The 20,309-nt window shown below is 51.8% G+C and carries 19 protein-coding genes; 10 read left to right on the top strand and 9 right to left on the bottom strand.

The window, feature by feature from the left end:
* Nucleotides 1-333: 333 nt before the first annotated feature.
* From RUA4292_RS04335 to RUA4292_RS25145, 4 genes are all read left to right on the top strand, one after another.
* On the top strand, nucleotides 334-1,494 hold the full coding sequence (locus tag RUA4292_RS04335) for an IS30 family transposase (protein ID WP_058275759.1): 1,161 nt from the start codon (nucleotides 334-336) through the stop codon (nucleotides 1,492-1,494).
* A gap of 379 nt (nucleotides 1,495-1,873) precedes the next feature.
* Nucleotides 1,874-2,293, top strand: a complete 420-nt coding sequence (locus RUA4292_RS04330) for a putative quinol monooxygenase (RefSeq protein ID WP_233493347.1) — start codon at nucleotides 1,874-1,876, stop codon at nucleotides 2,291-2,293.
* Nucleotides 2,294-2,706: 413 nt separating this feature from the next.
* Nucleotides 2,707-4,254 (top strand): amidohydrolase family protein, encoded by a 1,548-nt coding sequence (locus tag RUA4292_RS04325; RefSeq protein ID WP_058276485.1) that lies wholly within the window; start codon nucleotides 2,707-2,709, stop codon nucleotides 4,252-4,254.
* An 89-nt stretch (nucleotides 4,255-4,343) separates the two neighbouring features.
* Nucleotides 4,344-4,727, top strand: a complete 384-nt coding sequence (locus RUA4292_RS25145) for a hypothetical protein (protein WP_233493346.1) — start codon at nucleotides 4,344-4,346, stop codon at nucleotides 4,725-4,727.
* Between the two features lie 412 nt (nucleotides 4,728-5,139).
* On the opposite strand, the gene RUA4292_RS04310 is transcribed toward RUA4292_RS25145, so the two are convergent.
* From RUA4292_RS04310 to RUA4292_RS25140, 3 genes are all read right to left on the bottom strand, one after another.
* Nucleotides 5,140-5,904, bottom strand: a complete 765-nt coding sequence (locus RUA4292_RS04310) for an amidohydrolase family protein (RefSeq protein ID WP_145974866.1) — start codon at nucleotides 5,902-5,904, stop codon at nucleotides 5,140-5,142.
* 396 nt (nucleotides 5,905-6,300) lie between these two features.
* A complete protein-coding gene (locus RUA4292_RS24390) occupies nucleotides 6,301-7,149 on the bottom strand; it encodes a hypothetical protein (protein ID WP_145974865.1) in 849 nt (282 codons plus the stop codon).
* Between the two features lie 108 nt (nucleotides 7,150-7,257).
* Entirely contained in the window at nucleotides 7,258-7,449 is a 192-nt protein-coding gene (locus RUA4292_RS25140; RefSeq protein WP_108862081.1) for a hypothetical protein, read from the bottom strand.
* 910 nt (nucleotides 7,450-8,359) lie between these two features.
* Here RUA4292_RS25140 and RUA4292_RS04295 point away from each other — a divergent pair.
* Complete coding sequence (locus tag RUA4292_RS04295) at nucleotides 8,360-9,286, top strand: sulfotransferase domain-containing protein (RefSeq protein ID WP_082636997.1); 927 nt, start codon at nucleotides 8,360-8,362, stop codon at nucleotides 9,284-9,286.
* 139 nt (nucleotides 9,287-9,425) lie between these two features.
* Here the strand turns inward: RUA4292_RS04295 and RUA4292_RS04290 are convergent, their stop codons facing one another.
* Complete coding sequence (locus RUA4292_RS04290; protein WP_108862080.1) at nucleotides 9,426-9,785, bottom strand: hypothetical protein; 360 nt, start codon at nucleotides 9,783-9,785, stop codon at nucleotides 9,426-9,428.
* Nucleotides 9,786-10,288: 503 nt separating this feature from the next.
* Between RUA4292_RS04290 and RUA4292_RS04280 the strand changes: the two genes are divergently transcribed.
* Nucleotides 10,289-10,648 (top strand): YybH family protein, encoded by a 360-nt coding sequence (locus tag RUA4292_RS04280; protein WP_082636996.1) that lies wholly within the window; start codon nucleotides 10,289-10,291, stop codon nucleotides 10,646-10,648.
* Between the two features lie 870 nt (nucleotides 10,649-11,518).
* Here RUA4292_RS04280 and RUA4292_RS04275 read toward each other — a convergent pair.
* Genes RUA4292_RS04275 through RUA4292_RS04265 form a run of 3 tightly spaced genes read right to left on the bottom strand, consistent with a single transcriptional unit; the run spans nucleotide 11,519 to nucleotide 13,528 of the window.
* The gene (locus tag RUA4292_RS04275) at nucleotides 11,519-12,577 is read right to left on the bottom strand and encodes an adenylate/guanylate cyclase domain-containing protein (protein WP_058276475.1); all 1,059 of its coding nucleotides are present in this window, start codon (nucleotides 12,575-12,577) and stop codon (nucleotides 11,519-11,521) included.
* Entirely contained in the window at nucleotides 12,574-12,963 is a 390-nt protein-coding gene (locus RUA4292_RS04270) for a DUF1987 domain-containing protein (protein ID WP_058276474.1), read from the bottom strand. The genes RUA4292_RS04275 and RUA4292_RS04270 overlap by 4 nt, the downstream gene beginning before the upstream one ends.
* A gap of 10 nt (nucleotides 12,964-12,973) precedes the next feature.
* Nucleotides 12,974-13,528 carry a SiaB family protein kinase gene (locus RUA4292_RS04265; protein ID WP_145974864.1) on the bottom strand — a complete coding sequence of 185 codons (555 nt, stop codon included), beginning with the start codon at nucleotides 13,526-13,528 and terminating at the stop codon, nucleotides 12,974-12,976.
* Nucleotides 13,529-13,648: 120 nt separating this feature from the next.
* Between RUA4292_RS04265 and RUA4292_RS04260 the strand changes: the two genes are divergently transcribed.
* The 3 genes from RUA4292_RS04260 to RUA4292_RS04250 all read left to right on the top strand — a co-directional run bounded on the left by RUA4292_RS04260 (nucleotide 13,649) and on the right by RUA4292_RS04250 (nucleotide 16,795).
* Nucleotides 13,649-14,026 (top strand): hypothetical protein, encoded by a 378-nt coding sequence (locus RUA4292_RS04260; protein ID WP_145974863.1) that lies wholly within the window; start codon nucleotides 13,649-13,651, stop codon nucleotides 14,024-14,026.
* Nucleotides 14,027-14,051: 25 nt separating this feature from the next.
* Nucleotides 14,052-15,518, top strand: a complete 1,467-nt coding sequence (locus RUA4292_RS04255; protein WP_058276472.1) for a SpoIIE family protein phosphatase — start codon at nucleotides 14,052-14,054, stop codon at nucleotides 15,516-15,518.
* A gap of 323 nt (nucleotides 15,519-15,841) precedes the next feature.
* Complete coding sequence (locus RUA4292_RS04250; RefSeq protein ID WP_058276471.1) at nucleotides 15,842-16,795, top strand: SDR family oxidoreductase; 954 nt, start codon at nucleotides 15,842-15,844, stop codon at nucleotides 16,793-16,795.
* Nucleotides 16,796-16,956: 161 nt separating this feature from the next.
* Here RUA4292_RS04250 and RUA4292_RS04245 read toward each other — a convergent pair.
* A protein-coding gene (locus RUA4292_RS04245; RefSeq protein ID WP_145974862.1) for an IS3 family transposase occupies nucleotides 16,957-18,128 on the bottom strand; the annotation gives its coding sequence in 2 pieces (ribosomal slippage) (nucleotides 16,957-17,864 and nucleotides 17,864-18,128; 1,173 coding nt in all).
* A gap of 497 nt (nucleotides 18,129-18,625) precedes the next feature.
* The gene (locus RUA4292_RS04235; protein ID WP_058276469.1) at nucleotides 18,626-19,045 is read right to left on the bottom strand and encodes a hypothetical protein; all 420 of its coding nucleotides are present in this window, start codon (nucleotides 19,043-19,045) and stop codon (nucleotides 18,626-18,628) included.
* A gap of 570 nt (nucleotides 19,046-19,615) precedes the next feature.
* Here RUA4292_RS04235 and RUA4292_RS04230 point away from each other — a divergent pair.
* Nucleotides 19,616-20,212, top strand: a complete 597-nt coding sequence (locus RUA4292_RS04230; protein WP_058276468.1) for a TetR/AcrR family transcriptional regulator — start codon at nucleotides 19,616-19,618, stop codon at nucleotides 20,210-20,212.
* Nucleotides 20,213-20,309: the final 97 nt, after the last annotated feature.

The raw sequence follows: 20,309 nt of genomic DNA, 5'->3' as shown, positions 1-20,309 counted from the left end.
GGGGGAATACGCCAAATTGGGGGCCAGATGAAACGCTTAGGATAAAACGTACCCTATTGCCCTTGTGGGGGATATTGCCGGCATTCTGGTTTTAGCGTCTTAAAAAAAAGAAAAGCCCGTGGAGGAGGTGAGCAATGGTCCCGACAAAAGTTGGACGGGGGTGGTTGNGGGNGGGCGCANCCGCCGTTGTCGAACGCAGTTAAAATGCATGATTAAAGCGTATTCCTTCTGAAAGCAGACGTTCCCATCAAAACACTTGTATGACCGCTTTGAGCGGCGGACTCAACGGATCGCCGCAACACTTCACTTTGGAAGCAAGGATGGAGTGTTGGTATGGCTTATCGTCGTCGGATTTATTTTACGGAGAAACAGAAGGCAGAGATTTGGGATCGCTGGCAGCGCGGAGAGTCGATGAGCTCGATCGGTCGGTTGTTTGATCGAGGCTCGTCGTCGATCTATCCCCTGCTTGCGAGAACGGGTGGTATACGGCCACCAGAGCGGCGGCGATCACGGTGGGCGTTGACAACGGCAGAGCGCGAAGAAATCTCACGCGGGCTTGGAGCCGAGTTGTCCGTTCGTACAATTGCGCGTCAGCTGCGCCGATCTCCATCGACGATCAGCCGGGAGGTGCGGCGCAACGGGGGGCGTCAGCATTACCGGGCCACCCAGTCCGATCAGGCAGCCTGGGAGCGTGCACGGCGTCCGAAGCCCTGCAAGCTGGCGGAGAGGCCGGCGCTCTGTCACACAATAGCTCAGAAGCTCGAACGCAAGTGGTCGCCGCAGCAAATCGCGGGTTGGCTGAAGCGCGAGCATCCCGACGACGAGGGCGAGCGTGTGTCTCACGAAACGATCTACAGAAGCCTGTTTATCCAGGCCCGTGGCGTTCTGAAGAAGGAGTTGCTTGCACATTTGCGCGCGACACGTGCCATCCGCCGGTCTCGCCATGCTAGCCTGAAGCGGGATGGGCTCGGTCAAATCAAGGATGCGATCTCGATCCGGGAACGCCCGGCCGCTGTCGAAGACCGCGCCATTCCCGGCCACTGGGAAGGTGACCTGATCGCCGGCTCGAAGAACAGCTTCATCGCGACGCTGGTGGAGCGGCGCACGCGCTATGTCATGCTCGTGAAGGTGGGCGGGAAAGAAACGCAGACTGTCGTGGCTGCGCTGACCGCACAAATCCAACATCTGCCGAGAGAGCTTCGCCAGACGCTGACCTGGGACCGCGGCAAAGAGCTTGCCGATCACAAGAACCTGGCACTGGCCACCGATCTCGACATCTACTTTTGCGACCCGCACAGCCCGTGGCAACGCGGCACCAACGAGAATACCAACCGTCTCCTGCGCCAGTACTTCCCAAAGGGCACCGACCTCTCAGTGCACAGCCAGGAACATCTCGACGCAGTTGCTCGTGAACTCAACGAGCGGCCAAGAAAAACGTTGCATTACTTCTCACCAGCAGAGACGTTCCATGAATGTGTTGCGGCGATCGGTTGAAACGGCAGCTCGAAGCGGACATCCGACGGTTTCAGTCGGTGATCGGGCCAGTCCAGGCCGCATCAAGGTCGGGAGTGCGGACAAAGCCGCCGGTCAACAGTCTCAGCCAGCGGACCGCTCACTGCGCGTTGCAGACCTTACTCGTTTTAGGCCACGTCTGCTTTTGGGAGTTCGGCGGGCACTAACCCTGATGCGGCGGGAGCGTAAATGTGGCGCAGCGTAAGGTTGCGACGGCGGTTTCTATATGGCCCGGAGATTTTCCTTAACTGCGGGCGAATTTCGACCTGGGTGCTGGGTGTCTAATGGCTCGAACTGCAAAAGGTTGAATTGTTTGGGTTTATGAACCAACCTTGCTGGATCAACAATTAAGGACATTGCTATGAAGTTTTTTACGATTATCGCAGTAGCAACCTTTGCCGCAGGAGCAGCAATGGCCGAGGACCAAAGTGCGGATGACGTACATTGGCACATCACTATGACAGTCAATGCCGGCCAGGAAGACGCTGTGAAGCCGCTTCTGGATCGGATGGTTGCCGCAACGCAGGAGAACGAACCGGGTGCGTTAATCTACGACTACATGGGAGACGGCGATCAGGTGCACATCTCCGAACGCTATGCCGACAACGCGGCCGCGATGACGCATATGGGGAATTTCGGTGCCAACTTCGCCGAAGAGTTTATGCAGACATTCTCGATCACTTCTGTCGCTGTGTACGGGCCGGCAGGCGACGATCTGAAGGAAGTGCTTGCGCCGTTTTCGCCGACATACATGCCGCAGATCAGCGGCTTCGCTCGCTAAGATCGACGGTTGGTACGATGCCGTTTCGTGGTTCTTCAAACGCACAGAAACTGCTTTTCCGATTTGGCCAGTACAATGCGCGGCATCTTCGCGCATATTGCCCAAGAACCAGTTCCCAGCCCGGGTGCTGGTCTTTTTACTCGTAAACCGGAGCCATACGCTCCTTGGCATTGTGGAGGGTGGACCGGGCAACGGAAACCGCACATCGGAAGAAAACTCTCGGATGACCGCGAAGTCGGAATTCCCGCCGTTAGCGCATGTCGCAGCATCGGTGGAGATGGGTTCTAAGCAGACATTGGAGCATTTGCTCAGATGGTCACTCAGGGCGGAAAGCAGTCAAAGCAGACCTAGGCAAAATTTTAAATTGATCTGTTCCTTCATCGCCTTACGCTGGGGACACGGAGGTTCAGGTCATGTACCGCACATTTGTTTCTTCAATTTTTGTGGCCATTGCCACAACCTGCTTAGCCCAGGATTACGATATCGTCATAACGAACGGACGGGTCATCGACCCAGAGACAGGTTTGGACGCCATCCGAAATCTAGGGATAAATGGCAGCGAAATAGCCGCCATTTCTGAGTACGCCATGGAAGGTTCGGTAGAGATCGACGCAACTGATCTTGTTTTAGCGCCGGGGTTCATCGATTTGCATGCACACGGAATGAACTTGGGCGACATGCGTATGCAGGCGATGCAAGGCGTAACAACCGTTCTGGAGTTGGAGTCCGGTATCCTCCCTATTGCAGATTGGTATGCAGAAATGGAACGGCGGCAGACGCCGCTGAACTATGGGGCGTCTGCGGCTTGGACGTTTGGCCGAATAGCTGCGTTCACAGGTGAAGGGCCTGTTGCCGAACTATCCTATTTTCAAGATGCGCAGAGGTTCGACGATTGGAAGACACAAATCGCCGATCCGCTTCGCATGGCGGAGTTGTTGGACTTAGTTGAGCAAGGATTGAAAGAGGGGGCATTAGGTATAGGCGTTAATGCAGGATACGCGCCTGGATACGGACAAAAAGAGTACTTTGCGTTGGCAAATATGGCCGCCGGCTACGGCGTGGCTACGTATACGCACGTGCGGTACGCATCGAATTTGGAACCGCAAGGGTCTTTTGAGGCAATAAAAGAATTGATAGCGAACGCCGCGCTTACAGGCGCACACATGCATATCTGTCATATCAACAGCTCTTCATTGGAAGACATCCACGCCACCCTTGATTTGGTGGAACGGGCACAGGCTCAAGGCATTAACGTCACAGTAGAGGCCTATCCTTATGGTGCCGCGAACACCGTTGTAGGAGCCGCGATGTTCTCGGGTGACGGATGGCGTGAACGCATGAGCTCTACGGCTCAGAACTTTCAATTGGGCGCAGATCGCATGACAGAACAGGAGCTCGCCGATTACCAGGACAACGAGCCTGGCACTTTTGTCACGTGGCATTTTCTGGACGAGAACGATCCTGATGCACTCGCGCTATTGGATGCATCCGTTACCCACCCAGCAGTCATGATTGCGTCGGATGCGGTGTTCTGGTCCTACTTCGACGAAAGCGGGGCTGTTCTGAACTATGAAGGGAGTGATTGGCCACTTCCCGACAATGTATTTAGTCACCCGCGGTCGGCTGGAGCGTTTACCAAAATCCTTCGATCTTATGTGCGCGAACGAGGCTTATTGTCACTGGAGGAGGCAATTCGCAAGATGTCCTTGATGCCAGCTCAAACGCTCGAGGAATTCGTTCCACAAATGAGAAAGAAGGGGCGGCTGCAAGTAGGAATGGATGCCGACATTGTCGTCTTTGACCCTACGACCGTATCAGACCTAGCCACCTACGAAAACGCGAACCAACCTGCCAAAGGTGTCCATACCGTTCTCGTAAACGGCTCATTAGTCGTTGAGAATGGTGAACTCAAAATAGACGCTGATTCAGGTCAACCAATCCGCCGCGAGCTCGAAAGATAAGGTGACCGCTTTGGGCTGATTGTGTTGAAAAACTCCGAATTTCAGATGTCGCAATTTTTCGGAAAGAACCCGCGATACCGAAAAGTCAGATGAGATTTGCCATGAGGCGCAGTGAGCTGCCCCATGCGCAGCAGAAGACCAATTTGGCCGAACCTCTCGCCTTGAAAAGTTGGTCGGGCTGTACGGATAGAAAAATCACCGATTTCGTCAAAAACGGAGTTTTTCAACACAATCGGCTCAGTGTTGCCGTTCTCCGCAGCAAGCATGATTGGCTGGTCGCAGCCCAAAGCAGCCCTTGGTCGTGGCTGCAAAGAACGGCTGGAGCACACAAAGGGCACCAAGATCAGCGTGCTTTCTTAATCTTTATTTTATCAAGTTTGGCTCTACTCTTGGTGGATTCCTCAGAGCGCATGAGAGCTTTGGCAATGGCCTTCAAGCCCATCCCCTTTGAAACCAGTAGGTGCAATTTTTGAATTTCCTCTTGTGTCCAAGCTTGACGGTGGCGCTCAAAACGTTCTGCCATGGTTTTCGTTTACCTCATCAATGTGCCTGAACTATCATAAAGCATGGTCGTCGTGTTGACGCCAGTTCAAGGGCGATCACGCGTATTTTCACTAAGCAACGGTGATTACAAACGCGACAAATGACGGCACCCAGCCCGAAGCGGACTTTCATTGCTGAACTTTGCAAACACTAAGATGCGGACAATTCCGACTTTCGACACAAAAGCCCCAACTGGTAGATCGGGCCCTGACCGGACATTCGAGAATCTTGCTGCGAATGGCTGGTTGGTTCCCAAAGCAGCCGCATCATCACGAACTAAAAGACGCGGCTGCTGCTCTGTGCCAATACAGATGCCGGGCGGCTAGCCCAGCACCTTACTCATTAGTCCAGCGTGTTCTTGTATATCACACCGTCTTTCATGATCAGATCCATAGCGGGGATCTCGCCGGGTTTACGGTCTGGTGCATCGAACAGTTCTTTGCTGCCACCAATCAAAGTGATGTCTTCCAGCGGGTTGCCATCGATCAACAAGATGTCGGCATATGCGCCTTCCTCGATGACACCGAGGGAACCGGCAGGATAAGGGTTTTGGCCACCCGTGAGAGCGGCGAGATCGCCGCCGATGGAGGTCATAGATTTCAGTGTCTGCAAATTGCCAAATTTGTCGGCCCAAAACCAGATCTCGTGATCGCGGTTGCGGATCGCGTTCGCTGGCGTAACCGTGACGGTATCCACGCCAAAGGTGGTCTTTTCCAAAAGCTTCGGAAACTTCAGAAGAATATCTGGAATCCGTGCCATACCCTGAGCAACAAGCAATGACTTGGCTTTGTTCACTGACGGCTCAGGTCCAAACGTGCGCTCGATTGCTTCGAGAGAAGAAACCGAGAGCTGCGGATTATAGAACACGCCTGCTTCGACCATCATTGCGGCTGTCTCCTCATCGAGAAACTGCCCATGCATGATCTCTCCCAGGCCGAGGCGCAAACCGCGTTGAATATCGGGTGGGTTGTTCACATGCGCCGTCGCGTAAGTGCCCCAGTCATTCGAAGCACGGACGACGGCTGTCACTTCTTCGTCGGTGCCCTGTATCGTATGCAAGCCGTCCTTCGACGAGAAAACGCCACCGCTCATCATCATCTTGTTCAACACTGCCCCGTTCGCGAGGTTCTGTCGGGCGGCACTCAGCGACGCATCGTACCCATCAACGACATACGCCAGGCCAAGTTGCGCGACTTTGGCCGCCGCAAAAAAGTTCGACGATGATCGTTTGATATGAGTTGCGTCGTCAAGCGCACGTCAGACGCGAGACCGCGACGAAAAGAGAGTTATTGGTCGAGGGTGAATGGCAACTATGTCCGCAGTGCGGTTTCTCACGACAATTCGACGAATGACCGCTTCGAGCCCAAAGTTTCACTAGTCGGTACGCAGTTTTGAGAGCATGGGGCAAGAGACATTCCCGCTGTTGCAGTTGGCTGTGAGTTCGTTCAGCGCTGCTTCCAATCGCTTCAGTTCGTTTATCTTTTCGAGCCTCTAACTTTACGTTCAGCCGTTACTTGCAAATTCGTCTTCCGCCTCTCCCCCCGGGGTTTGATCTACTTCCTCCGGTTCCCCATCAACATCATCGTCCTCCTGGCCGTCGGCATAAACGCTTCCGTCATCCGAAATGCCAAGTGTGGCTTTTACCGATTCTTCATCGGGATTGGAGGCGCGGACAGCGCCAAGGACGCGGTCTTGCTGTTCCTCCGCGACGATTCTGTCTTCAGAAAAGTCGCCTTTGTAATACCCCAACAAATTGGCCTCCGCGTCATGCACCGCCTCCGCAGCCGCCAACTGATCGTCCGTCGGTTGCCCTATCTTATTTCCGTCTTCATCTGTTGTTACGTCGTGCGCATCTTTCACCGCTTGTGCGACTTCCAAATCTTCAGGTGCAATCGCATCGGGAGTGGCCGCGTCATCGGCAAGAACCTGTTCAGCTTCCTCCAGCGTCATTGGAGCCGTGTCCAAATAATCATACGCCGCAGCAACTTCCTTCACTTCTTCAGAGCTCAAGTCGTAGTCTTCACCCATGACATGACTGAAATTTGCGTCGGCTACGGCAAGGCCAGCGGCTAGGCTTACCGGCCCTGTACCTTTCGCATACTGTCCGTTCGCGATATGCGCGAGTTTTGCATTTACACTGGAGTTAATGGCACCATTCAGTTTGCCAAGGTTGTGCGGGGCGAGTGTAACATCATCAAGGAGTTTTGCTTTTCTGCTTGGTGGTCTCGGGGATTGCTTAACACTCGCTTTATTTGTTCGTGTGGTGGTGGTCCGAGCCTTGTTCCCGTTGAATAGACCTTTGACACCGTTTTGCTTTAGGTTGCGGCCTAAAGCCTGGAAGTCTTCCTTCACAGCCCGACCTAAACGACTAGCGCTCTTTAACTTATGACTTTTGCTCGCAGACTTCGTGTTTGTCCCGTTGAGAGTTTTGTCTGAACCCCATCCCTTTTTGGCACCTTTTTAACCGCTGTTGCCACCCTTTCCGCCACCCTTGCCACCTCCGTTATCCCCTTTTCCGCCGCTGTTACCTCCACCTTTGCCGTTGCCATTTTTGGCGTATGCGTAATCGGTGGCGAAAACGGTCACGATTGGCGCGACTACAAATGCAGACAGTACGAGTGCGGAAACGCTCACTTTAAGGAAGTTCAACACTGCAGAAATCCTTTTCGTTTTGAGAAATACGGGTCAGCGGCGGCGAACGAATGCCATCCCTAAGAATGTTGCTCAAACAGGGCCGTAATGTGGCAGCTCTCCGACTTTCAGAAGTTGTTATTTTTAATTTAGTATTAAAATCTTAGCCTTTGTCTCCAAAAGAATCACTTGGGAATATAAGACTGTTAACAATAGCAGTAGTTTTAAAGTTTTTGTCTCCAGCAGCGATCAAAATAAACCACTAAATCGGAAATAATAGGAGCGTTAACACTCGGTTAATGTGAGGTCTGAAAAATAGCAAATAGTTTATTTTTACGAGTTGACTATGGTTAAGCAAAGCAAAAGGGAGCTATTCCCGCCTTTAAACAACGCCGAGGTCGAAACATTTGGCCCGGACAAGAATAGCTCCCTAAAACCTATGATAATAAAAGCTATATTTGCTGCCCCGATTTTGTTGATTTTTCTTCTACTGGCCTTTTTTCTAAGTAGAGCGTCCGCCGCTAGCTATATATCGATCCTGTAGTAGAAGAAGGCTTTTGCCGTGAGATAGACAATGAGGGTCCGCGCTTTTAGACGAGACAGCGAAAGATAGTTCTGTTCGTCCACTCCGCCTACTGAGCAATACTTCATTTGGTTCCGGAGCTCTGCGCCGCAGCAAACGGCAGCCTTGCCCGCCAAGCGGTCAATCGCGACAAATTCGTGAACGTCTGCCTCGAGCCCGCTCCGGTACTTTCATTTTTAAAGCTGGTTGACACGAATAAAAAGCTGTTCGTCCCCCCGTCTTGTTTGGGCCATCACGCATGGATCTGAGTGGTCTCGGTGCACGGGATTTGGAAAAGTCCGCTTTTGCAGGGTAAGTTGGTGGTTTAGTCCTCTCGACCGAAGGGAGGCCAATGAGAGGTCAATCAAAATGAACGACGTCCCAGAAGACGGCGCCCCACCTTCAGGGCCACCATGGATAGTTCCGGAAATTCAACAAAAGATCGCTTGGAGGGACGGAGATGTAGTGATTTCTGTTCCAATTAAAAGCGGGACAACCTGGACAATGAACATCGTTCATCAGTTATTAACGGGCGGGGCTGATGATTTTCGAGACGTATACGAAGAAGTGCCTTGGATTGAATTTTTGGCCTTCCCCGGGCAGCCCCAGGAAGTCGTAGTTGAACGGGTAACAGCCATGCCAACCAACACGCGCCGCGCTTTCAAGACGCATTCGCCGCCACCTGCGGTGCCGTTTCAGAGCGTCGGGTCGGGCACCGACGTCAAATATGTCGTAATCATGCGAAATCCGGAGGAGGCCCTCGTTTCATTCAGGCCATTCCTGAACAAGCACTCGGACGCATGGTATGAACTCTGGGGCGTGCCAAGAGAAGCCCTTTGTCGACCCGACTTTCCATCCTTCTATTCTGATGTGATTGACGCCAACGGTATGCAAGGCGCAATCTTTGGCTTTCTCGCCGCGTGGTGGCCGCTTCGGAATGAACCAAACGTTTTGTTCCTGCACTTCTCTGACATGAAGAGTGATCACCAAGGATCAATCCGAAAGATTGCCGAATTCATCGGTGAAGAGCTGACCGAAGAACAATGGGCTAATGTACTGGAGTTTACATCCTTCCCATGGATGAAAGCGAATGAGGGAAAGTTTGAAGGGCGTACGGTCTCAGAGATCCCGATCCTTAATTCCGGAGCCATGATCCGCAAGGGCGCCGTTGGCGAGGCAAGAATGGATGGAATGACGGAGGAGATTTCCCGGCACCTGCGCGAAGTTGGTGGCCAGATTTGCCCGGATTCCGCCGCCATCAAATGGGTTTACGAGGGAGGCACTTTACCCAATTAAGTAGCGCATGTGCGGCGAAGCAAATACGGAAGAACTGGCAAAATTAAGGACCAATGGGCAGATCTTTGACAGTCTGCCTTGTCCGCAAGTTTAACGTTAGGCTCTAGTGCTTAAAGTAACCTAAGTTTTATAGGCCCTCTTATTTGGCGAGGTCTCCAACGATGCCAACTGCGTCGACGACCGTTGAAAGGTCATCAGTAACTTCCAAAATCTCATCGTTGACGCGTATGTAACGATTGCCTTTTCCCGGAGGTTTTAATTTCCAGTCAACAAGGTCTCCAATGTCCGTGTAGTCCAAGTCGCTGGGAAGCTTGGCGCCCCTTGTATATCTCTTTATTTGTCCTGGTGGCACAGCTTTCTGGCCCTTGCCTGGTTTGCCGTCCAGCTGAACTTTTTTGTCTTTTGAGTTTCCGCCTTTCTCTTTGGCGGATACCAAATCAACGCCTCCAAATGTCAAGCTAAGAGCAAGTAACCAAACGAATACGGAATAGATCTTCACGCGATGTCCCTTCAATTTCACAGAGCTCTTACTAACAATGCACAAGCCACAATTGCTTTGGAAGCATCAAATTATGAAGCAATGATCGATAGCGTTCCAAACCATTACGCTTGTCGGTCTGACTTTGAAAACGCCTAGACAGCAACAGCTGCAAAGCGTCGTCACAAACCCAAGGACGTTCTGGCGTTGGGCAGAATTAGAACAACCTACACAGGTTTGCTCAATCTGATCGACACGCCATTGAATCTCTTCACTCGTAGCCTGGTTGCAGCCCGGACCCTCATAGACGCGCAAGCCTCCCCATTTCTGTTTGATCTGAACGATGGACGGGTGTTCATCACCAAACAGGTCGGGCTGCTCGTCGATCAACCTCTTCACTTTCCCAATTGCAAGCGTAAGCTGCTCCGCCCAAGGTAGAAGCGACGCAAACAATCTGATCGAGGTTGATTTGACAGTAGAACTGCAGAACCTGATGCTAGGACAGCGAAATTAGGAGTGTTTGTATGTCCTTCAAACAACAGTGCCAGGAGGTATTCGACCACTATGTCGCCTGCTACCAACAAGGGGACGCCAATGGATGCGCTTCAGTGTTTGCAGCGCAAGCAGAGATGTACTCTCCTTTCGGCCCACCTTCCATTGGAAGGCAAGCTATTGAAGACACACATGCAGAGTGGGTCGCGGAAGGTGGAGAAGACAAAAAAATCACTGTCTCTAGTGCAGGTCGAGACGGCGAACTCGGCTGGTGTCTTGCAGAATTTAGCGAAGGCACGACAGGTGAAGGCGTTTCGCTAAATGTGCTTGAGCGACAACCAGATGGTCGATGGCTAATCACCCGATGCAGTCTTAATGAGACGCATCCCTAGAATTTAAACAGCTTGCTGCCGTCTGATCCCATGCGTCGAATTGCCGATGTTAAATAGTTTTTATCTAAACTTACCGAGCCGAGCTAAATTGAAAGGAATCTACCATAGCCTCGCAATTGAGTTGTTTTGTTCGGTTTTGGGTTGAATTGTTCCAAGAATAACGCACTTTTGGCTGAGTTATGGTGCGTTCAAGTTGATCAAGCCACTGTACGACAATCGACAATTGAGCGCGTATAGTGAACCGTGCAATCTTATGGGCAAAAAATGCAAACCTATGCGCAAATGCTGTACAAAATTCTGGGCGAAGACACCCAGATTTTCTGAATAAAATCAATGATAAGAATGCAGCGTTATGCGCGTCCCTACAGATTTTGTAGGTTTGCGCATAACACTTCGCGCACCCCATAAGTTTGCGTAGTTTGCCCATAGTTTTGCGCTGCGCGATTGTGTGCCTTAGCGATGAATTCAATCAGTTTTTGACGTAGCCGTTGCGGTTATGGCCCTTTGCAGCGGTCAACCCCGCAAAGGGCCTCCCTAAGGAACCTTGGGTTCCATGCGGCCTTTTTGCTTGGATTCTCGTTAAGGTCTGCGATGCGCAGAAAGCGGGCTTTGCAAAGTTTGGCGAACAGCTCTCTTCTGACATCCAAGGGTAGGTCTTTATTCTGCGGTCGCAGATCGAATTGCAGCCGTCCGCTGCAAGAGCAATGTTTTGGGTTGGGTGAGCTCACAGTCCGCGGGCGAAGCTACCTTTGAGGCAGGTTACATCTAATTCAGATCTATGAACAAAACCGACCTTGTCCACAGCATGGAACAACTCTTGAGTATTCGTGGGAATTTGCCGAGACACGTTCAAACACTGGCTGCGAGACCTCAGTGATCGTTTTTGCGGAGTGATGCAAGCGCCGTCTTAAGTATCTCTAAGCTTGCAGCGCGTTCTTCTGATGTCATCGAGCTCGGGTCCAACACCATTTGAAAATTCGGGTTTTCATATACAACTTTTTCTGCGCGCGGTCTCGATTTCTTTTGACCCAAGACGCGGTATGTCATGACAGGTTGAGCCACGCCTTTGACTTGGATAGCACCGACTTCTTCGGTCTCTATTTCGTGGTTCACGTGCGCCCAGGTTTCGTACGAGATGTAAATCTCTCCTTCCTCGGCCTGATGCTCCAACCTTGATGCTACGTTCACAGCGCCGCCGATAATGGTGTAATCCATTCGGTCGTCACTTCCAAAATTCCCAACCGTACAAAAGCCTGTATTGATACCTATACGGCATTGTAAATGTTGCCTTATTCCTTGACGGCTCCATTTTGCCCGCAACTCTGTCAACTTGTCTCGCATTGCAATTGCCATTCTCACGCATGCCATAGCATCTTCCCGCACCCCTTTAGTCTCCGGATCTCCAAAGAAGACAAGGATTGCGTCGCCGATAAACTTATCTATCGTCGCACCGTGGTTCAGAGCGACTTCCGCCATTTCGGTCAGGTAGCTGTTCAGGAGTTCTGTTAAATCTTCCGACTCCATCTGATCCGTAAGCTCTGTGAAGCCGGCGACGTCCGAGAAAAACACTGTCAGCTTTTTTCGCTTACTCGCGAGTTTAACTTCTTGGCGACCGGAAAAGATCGAGTTGTAGACTTGAGGCGATAAGTATTTGGCAAGCTTTCCTGACAATGCCTCAAGCTCTTGGTTTTTTTGGGTAACTTCTTCGGCGGCGATGCGCTGTTTTTCGGCTAATGCATTCAGTTCCCGCTCGTTACGATCACTTAATCGCATCATGCGCCGTGTGGTTCTGAGCAGCTTTCTGTATTCTCCGACAAGGTTTTCAATTGATTTGCGTGTTTCATCATTCGGAAATTGTCCACTGTTTAAAGCTGCTTCCGCGACTTCCAAAGCCTCATTCTCGCGAACAAAGAGATCGTCGATAGTCATCGATCCAACAACTTTTCCAGTGTGAACTTGGCATGTTTCAGGTCTTCCCCAAACTCCTCCCCAAGTTCTTCCATGGTTTCGTCTTCGGGGTCGTGAAACCAGTAGACGTCAACACTTTTCCCCGCCTCAGCCGCGGAATCCAAAAGCTCCATGATCAACATGATGGCCTTGGCGCTGGACGAATTGAAATAGATGAGTTCAAAGTCAAAACGACATTTGGATATTGAACCATCCGACAACCAACTTTTTAAAGCATCAAACAACGGGTTGTAAAATGTCGTAACATCCTCAGGGTAGGATTCCCCAATCAGTTTGAGGTGGCCAACGTCAAAATCGAACGCCACGGCCGGGGTGCGGTTTGTTGCCGGGATATCAATTTTCTGCATTCGTACCCTCTCAAACCGTCGCTTTGAGTGCGAAGAATGCGTGCTGATCGTCAATCCGCATAAAATCAAACTCGATTGGCTTTGACGCTCGGCGCGCAATTTCAATTAACCCGATACCTGCACTATTGCTGACGGCGTCAGTTTCTGACCGGAGTTGGCCTTTGTACGCAGCCCTAAGTTCCTCACGATTCATGGCGCGTAGTTCGGAAAGTCGTTTTCGCATGTTGTCTACGTCACTCAAAAGGATCAGATTGCCCGCATGAACGACATAGCCGTCGGCCTCGTTTCCTATGGTCACGATGCCGTAACTTATATCCAGTACCTCGGTCTCACCGTCGGCTGGTAGTCGTTCGACTGAATATCTGATGATGTTCTGCATTTGCTCTACGAAAACAGCGAAAACGCTTCGGAGAGTTTTGGTGTCGGCATCTTCAGACACTAATTTCTGCTTTAACGCATCGCCAACACCACTGAGGATACCTTCGGTTACATACCCACTGTATGCAAAGACAACGCCTTGTCGGCGCAGGTTGGCGCGTAGTTCGTAGACTTCGCTTGCAAGCATCTGTTCCCCTTGGTCATGCTTGGGTGGCACCAAGTTCAATTCAGGTCTTAATATCATAAGATACACATTTATGCATTTTTAGTGTATCAATTGTGCAGTGTTGTTAGTGGGGAGGTTAATATGATTAGGCTATTGTGTGTGGTCGCCGTAGTAATATCGTCCGACCCGGCTACAGCGGCCGACATTCCGACTGAGGTCAAGGCAAAGCTCCAATCCGCCATGATTTCGCATGTCGATGGGGTCATGGTCGACGGTTCTTACACGTATCTGGACACGACCACCAACGCGTTTGAAACCGTTTACCCTGCAAATGTTCATCCCATGGTTCTTCTTGCGGGAAATGACTATTTCGTCTGCTCTGAAATGATAACCGAAGATGGCGACACCGTGACCGCAGACTTTCTAGTGCGTGAAGTTTCCGGGGACTACAAAGTTGTACAGATGATCGTTAACAATCGTGGCGCTCTTCAGGCCGCGATGAAGAACATCGGGAACTAGATGCCGGACACTATAGAGGCATTTATTGCGTAAACTCTGGACATTCTTGAAGCGCCGAATATTTCTGAAGCATATTCTGGCGACCCTCCTGCTCGGAGGCGTGTTAAATGCCATTGTGCTTCTTTTTTACTATGAATTTAAAAAGAAAGCTCAAACGGATCAGGTTGCCGCAGAGGTTGCAACGATTGCCAATCGTATAGCACGCCCGTTGGCTGAATTGGTTGAAGTAGGGAATTTTGCGCAAGCAACGAGCCTGCTCGCCGTCTATTCGGGTTTTCCTTACATTATTTGCGCTGAACAGAGGTTAGAGCGAAGCTCGGAATCTCTGGTTTCCTGGCCTGCTATTGGATGCGACAAGATAAAAAAATCTGGTCTAGATGTCGTCGTTTCTGTTCCGACGGCCGCAGGGCCAGCCACGATGTTGGTCCGAATTGATCAGGAGATCTTGAACGATGAGTTAAGGACAGAAGTGGGGGTTGTGGTCCTTCTTGGAATCCTCGGGGGATTTGCACTCATCTTAGCAGGTGCCGCTGCATTTTTATGGCTCATTAACAGACCTCTCGGCCAAATGTTAAAAGCCATCGAAAGGTTCGAGCAATACGATGACCCTAAAATTGTCCCATACGAGTCGGAAGATGAGATTGGCAAGGTTGTTCAAAGCTATAACTCAATGCTGGATCGCGAGGTTGAACGTGTCAATGAAATCCGAGAGGCGCACCATCAGATCGTCGCAAGCGTAAACTATGCCACGCGAATTCAGCAGGGTTTGTTGCCTACGACAAGCCAGTGCGAGGACGCCTTTGCTGATTTCGCTGTCATATGGGAACCACGCGATTTGGTTGGTGGGGATATCTACTGGATCAAAACGGACGGCCCAATTACGACGCTCGCCTTAATTGATTGCACTGGACATGGCGTTCCCGGAGGCTTCATGACGATGTTGGCAATCGCTACACTCGAGCGGCTTTACTTCGAAAATGAAACGCTTAGCCCGTCGCTGGCACTGTCCAAGTTGAGCGATTTGACGCGTGCACTTCTAAATCAGGATACTGCAAACGGGACTTCCAACGACGGCATGGACGCCGCGATTTGCCAGATCGATTCAGCAAAAGGGGTGGCGACGTTTGCAGGTGCGCGTATGTCTCTTTTGGTCAAATCCAAGATCGGCATTGACCGAATCCGAGGTGATAAGCTGAGCATTGGGTATGTGGACACTCCTATTGGTCCAAAATTCTTGGAGCACGAAGTTCAAATAGATCAAATCACAGATTTTTTTGTTTCAACTGATGGGTTGATTGACCAATTAGGTGGAGAAAAACGCTTAGGTTTTGGTTTTCAAAGAATTGTATCTGTATTTGAACAGGAAGAGTGGTCGTGTTCCGAAGATCTATTGTCGGCTATTCACAGCGCTTTTCAAGATTATAGTACGAATGAAGAACGTTTGGATGACTTAACCATGATTGCTTTTCGCACTGCTCGAAATACAGATTAAGGTGTGTTTGTGAGGTGCAACGCCCTCCGCTTATCCGTAAACGTTGATGTCTACTCCTGTACTATCTAAGGCTTTGTTAGGCGTTATTAAAACTGAGGTGACGTCGATTTTTCCTCGCTGAACGGACGCTACAGTGGACTGACCGTTCTACAGGGCGCTTCGGTGACATAGGTGCGGCCGCGGGATCGTCGAGATCGTCATACTGAACCTGAATGGCCGCTTTTTGAGTTTCCCATGAATGACTTTGCGACTGCAAAGAACGGCAGTTCCCGTCTCGCGTGTTGCTGTGGCATGTCTGGTTTGGGCTGGGCAGGAGACAGAAAATGGTAGATATGACATTCGGACCCAAAGGTTGGACACCCGCGCGCCTCGGCGACCAGTATGGTAAGACCTACATCATAACTGGCGCTAACGCGGGCGCAGGCTTTCAAGCCGCGCGCATTCTCCTGAAGAAGAACGCTAAGGTGGTGATGCTGAACCGCTCAGCCGAGAAATCTGAGGCGGCAATCGCGGACCCAAAACAGGAACTCGGTGCGAAAGCTGATGTTAGCTTCATCCGCATGGACCTGTCTGTTCTGGCCAGCGTGCGCGAGGCGGCCAAAGAGGTCCTGAAGACTGTGCCCCGCATCGACGCACTGATCAACAACGCGGCCATCGCGCAGGTGCCGACGCGAAAGCTGACCGTCGACGGGTTCGAAAGTCAACTTGGCACCAACCACTACGGACATTTTCTACTGAATGGCCTGCTCTTTGATCGCATCGCGGAAAGCAAAGGCCGGATCGTGGTCGTCGCGAGCCTTGGCTACAACCTTGGGCTCAAGACCATCAAATTCGACGATATGAATTGGAATGAGGGTTATGGCGCTAATACCGCCTATTCGCAAAGCAAGCTGGCGCAGATGATGTTTGCCTACGAATTGCAGGAACGTCTGGCCGCTGTGGGGCGCAAAGATGTTGAAGTCTTCGTCTGCCATCCCGGCTCATCGGCGACGTCTCTGATCACAACAAGCGGCAGCCGCACGATGCGTTTCATCTGGTGGCTGATGACCAAAACGCCGATGGTCCAGACCGCAGAACAAGGCTCATACCCCGAAATCATGTGCGCTACCGAAGGGGCATTGACGGAGCAGCGCGCCCTCTACGGTCCGACGGGCCGCTTGGAAGCGGTCGGTCCGGTCGGCAAAGGGAAACTAAACGCTCACGCCCATGACAAGGTTGTCAAGTCGCGCCTCTGGGGGGTGTCCGAAAAAGCCGTTGGGTTCGAGTGGAAACTCTGACAAATTTATAGAAGTCGACTGCCAGCGCACCGGCCCGGAAAGCGGGCATAGGTGCGATGTGCGGCATCGGGCGGGATGGGCTCGCTGCCGCCATTAGGTCGGCCACAGCATGTTCACTTTTTAGATCGTGTCAAACCAGCAGGGACTCGTCTTGCCCCGTTTCAGTGGACGGTTTCAAAAGATCCGGCTGACCGCTTTTCGAAGTCAGCCGGGCTTACGTTGCCAAGGTAACCATGGCGACGGTTTCGATTGTAGAACACCTCGATGTACTCGAACAGATCTGCGCGTGCCTCGTCTCTGGTGCGGTAGCGAACACGGTTGACGCGCTCGCGTTTGAGCACCCCGAAGAAGCTTTCGACAACCGCATTGTCGTAGCAGTTCGCGGCCGCACTCATGTTGCATTCGATACCATGCCGGGCAAGTTCCTCTCGGAAATCGTCACTGGTATACTGGGCGCCTCGGTCACAGTGATGAATGAGATGTCCGCCCGGTCGGCGCGCCTCAATGGCCATGCGCAAGGCGCCAAGCACGAGGTGTCGGCCCATCCTCTGGCTCATTGACCAGCCCACAATCCGGCGAGAGAAAAGATCCAACACAACCGCGAGGTAGAGCCAGCCCTGCTTCGTCGAGATATACGTCATGTCAGCAGCCCATCTCTGGTTCGGCTGCCGCGCCTCAAAGCTCCGTTGCAGCAGGTTCTTTGCAACCGGATGGATCGGGTCACGCCGCGTCGTGACCCGGAAACGGCGTTTGGGACAGCCTCTCAAGCGTTCAAGACGCATCAGGCGGGCAATCTTGTTGCGCCCGGCTGTGACGCCTTCGGCCACCAGTTCGGCATGTACCCGAGGACTGCCGTAGACACCCTTGCTGGCCTCAAAAATCCGCCTGATCTTCGGCATCAATTCTCTGTCCTGTTTTGCACGGGTGCTCTCCGGACGTGTGCGCCAAGCGTAGTATCCGCTGGCTGAAATGCCCAGCAGCCTGTACATCATACGCACCGGATAGTGGTCTCGCCGGAGATTGATACAGGCGTACTTCACTTCGACAGCCTGGCGAAGTACGCCGCCGCTTCCTTTAAGAAATCACGCTCCTTCTTCACCTCGGCCAGCTCGCGCTTCAGCGCAGCCATCTCTTCGTCGCGCGGACGACCCTGGCCAGGGAACGCATCCTGGCCCAGCATCGCCATCTCGCCGTGCCATCGCCGAAACTGCCGCGTGCTGATCCCCAGCTCATCGCAGACAGCCTTATCCGTCATCCCTTCTTCCGCAGCCCTGCGCAGAGCTTCCCGTTTGAACTCCACGCTGTACCGCTTGTATCGTTTCGGCTTCGTCATTCGACACCTCCCGGCGCTATCCGCGCCTATTTTAGGTGTCCACCAAATCAAGGCAAAACCAGACGGCCCATATAGGCATTGCCAACATTCGCGTGCGATCCTGCCGCCAGTGTGGATGAGGATCTGGCGCGATTGCGCAGGCAGATGATGGCTGTGTTTGAGCGGTGAAGTCTGTTTGACAGAAATATGCAGAAACCGAGTTTGTTGAGTTTCCGCTATGCGTAGCGGCAGATAACAGATTTGCAGAGCAGTTGTACTTGTCGGAAGGGTGTTCTCCAACGGGTATCGATATTCGAAGACCTAGTTAGTACCCGTATTTCAGTATGCTCTTGGCCATTCGTGTTTATGGGTACGCTGCTTGGTATTGTCTCTGAATTCTCAGAAGAGAATGGACATTTAAGTGCCCTGATCTCGCTATTCTTGCCGGAGGCAGAAAAAGCAGGGGAGACACGAATTTGCCAGATGCTGTACGACGTATGACTGACCAAAAGCTAACACTAAGCTGCCATCAGACCACCAGCATCGCCTGCGATACCGACTATGCAATCATCGCCGATCTGAATGCGATTTGCCGGGCTTTCCCCTCCGAGTTCCAGTTTGGGTGAGGTTAACCAGAACGCGCATTGCCACGGGGTCATTCCACGTGGCAGGGCTTTCAACACTTTTTCCATCAAAGGAAGCGGGGTTCCATCCTTAGCAAACTGGAAAGATGGATAGGCATTGGCCCCTTTGTAAGGCAAAGAAAGTACCTTCCCGGTTCGTGTCCAGATGTCGGCTATCCGCGTGATCTGCCAAGAGCCCTTCTGCCATTGTGCGTGCACGCCGGCATCGTCCAGCAACGGATACTCACGCGCAAAATCATCCATCCGGATGTCATTGACCGCGCAACAATGCCCCTCGAAATTATGCAAATACATCTATTTACTCACTGAACTCACTAACAACTCATGAAACGATACTGCCAAAAAATCGTTCTAGCCAAAGTTAAGAAGTTCACATTGGGCAAACTTAACATCAGCTAACCTCGCTTTTTTAACCTAGCGCGCTGAAATTATTGTTGGTTTGCTTACAATGGCCCGCCGTACTGATGCTCGTAAAACCAGTTCTGAATTCGTGGCTTTGTTACTCATTGGAGTAGTAATCCTCACAAGCTGAGGGCATTGGCCATGGATCTACCGAACCAATCTCTGGTTTGTGAGTGATCAACATCAACGCATTGGACAAAGCCACAAGTCAATCTGTCCAGTGTTGGAAACTAGTGCTGAGGATGGACTCTCTTTTCTACGATCTCGATCCTCTTCGTCTGACACTCCCGCAAAAAGACAAAAGGTCCTGATCCTAAGACTGGCGTGACGCCAAGCGCGACGGGAAGGTTTTGTATTTCTACCGACCTAAATTCCTTTCTCTGGTCACAATACGGACTGACCATTCCAAAAATTCTCTACCGCCACCTTGAATTTCTGGACCGACCGTTCCACATCCTGCTCATGAGCAAAGAAACTCACGCATTTGGCGACATCAAATCACCCGCAGGCCCGGGTAGGCCTCGCGCCTTTGACGAAGCTGAGGCTTTGGAAAAAGCCTTGTGCGTTTTTTGGCACAAGGGCTACGAGACCGCTTCTGTGGATGATCTGACCAAGGCCATGGGTTTGAGCCGGTCCAGCTTCTATGGAACGTTCGGCAACAAGCAGGCTTTGTTTCACAAAGCTCTCAGGCACTATTCAAGGCGTGGTTTAAAAAATCTGCGTGACGTTGCAGATGCGGGCGGAAATGACCCCGTTGGTGCGATAATGGAAGCTTTGGCGAACCCGCAAGGCGGGCGTGACGGCTGCATGCTCATCAACTGCCTGACGGAACTTGCCCCGCAGGATGATGAAGTGGCGGGTCTCGGGCGACGCCATTTGGAGAGTATTGACGAAATTATTGCGGGAGCGCTTGAGCCTTCTGATCCGGGTCTGGCTCTCGACAAAGCGCGCGCTTATGCCTCCCTTGCAATCGGCACGTTGGCATTGCGCAAGGCGGGCGTTCCCGCTGAGCAGATATCGCAAACCCTGAAACAAGCCCGGTTGGTGATTTCGCCCTAAGGCCTCCCGCCACCATAAGGAAATGAAACCTAAAACAAACTCAATCAAGAGACAGTGACCCTAATATTGGACTGATTGGTCCAATAATATCTGAACG

This window comes from Ruegeria atlantica (assembly GCF_001458195.1).
GTDB classification, from domain to species: Bacteria; Pseudomonadota; Alphaproteobacteria; order Rhodobacterales; family Rhodobacteraceae; genus Ruegeria; species Ruegeria atlantica.
Note: the sequence above shows the minus strand (reverse complement) of the source record. Positions and strands in the feature narration are given on the sequence as shown.

Excerpts from the sequence above, each read along its gene's own strand:
- RUA4292_RS04335 (WP_058275759.1), top strand. The coding sequence starts at position 334 with ATGGCTTATCGTCGTCGGATTTATTTTACGGAGAAACAGAAGGCAGAG.
- RUA4292_RS04330 (WP_233493347.1), top strand. The coding sequence starts at position 1,874 with ATGAAGTTTTTTACGATTATCGCAGTAGCAACCTTTGCCGCAGGAGCA.
- RUA4292_RS04325 (WP_058276485.1), top strand. The coding sequence starts at position 2,707 with ATGTACCGCACATTTGTTTCTTCAATTTTTGTGGCCATTGCCACAACC.
- RUA4292_RS25145 (WP_233493346.1), top strand. The coding sequence starts at position 4,344 with ATGAGATTTGCCATGAGGCGCAGTGAGCTGCCCCATGCGCAGCAGAAG.
- RUA4292_RS04295 (WP_082636997.1), top strand. The coding sequence starts at position 8,360 with ATGAACGACGTCCCAGAAGACGGCGCCCCACCTTCAGGGCCACCATGG.
- RUA4292_RS04280 (WP_082636996.1), top strand. The coding sequence starts at position 10,289 with ATGTCCTTCAAACAACAGTGCCAGGAGGTATTCGACCACTATGTCGCC.
- RUA4292_RS04275 (WP_058276475.1), bottom strand. The coding sequence starts at position 12,577 with ATGACTATCGACGATCTCTTTGTTCGCGAGAATGAGGCTTTGGAAGTC.
- RUA4292_RS04270 (WP_058276474.1), bottom strand. The coding sequence starts at position 12,963 with ATGCAGAAAATTGATATCCCGGCAACAAACCGCACCCCGGCCGTGGCG.
- RUA4292_RS04265 (WP_145974864.1), bottom strand. The coding sequence starts at position 13,528 with ATGCTTGCAAGCGAAGTCTACGAACTACGCGCCAACCTGCGCCGACAA.
- RUA4292_RS04260 (WP_145974863.1), top strand. The coding sequence starts at position 13,649 with ATGATTAGGCTATTGTGTGTGGTCGCCGTAGTAATATCGTCCGACCCG.
- RUA4292_RS04250 (WP_058276471.1), top strand. The coding sequence starts at position 15,842 with ATGGTAGATATGACATTCGGACCCAAAGGTTGGACACCCGCGCGCCTC.
- RUA4292_RS04235 (WP_058276469.1), bottom strand. The coding sequence starts at position 19,045 with ATGTATTTGCATAATTTCGAGGGGCATTGTTGCGCGGTCAATGACATC.
- RUA4292_RS04230 (WP_058276468.1), top strand. The coding sequence starts at position 19,616 with ATGAGCAAAGAAACTCACGCATTTGGCGACATCAAATCACCCGCAGGC.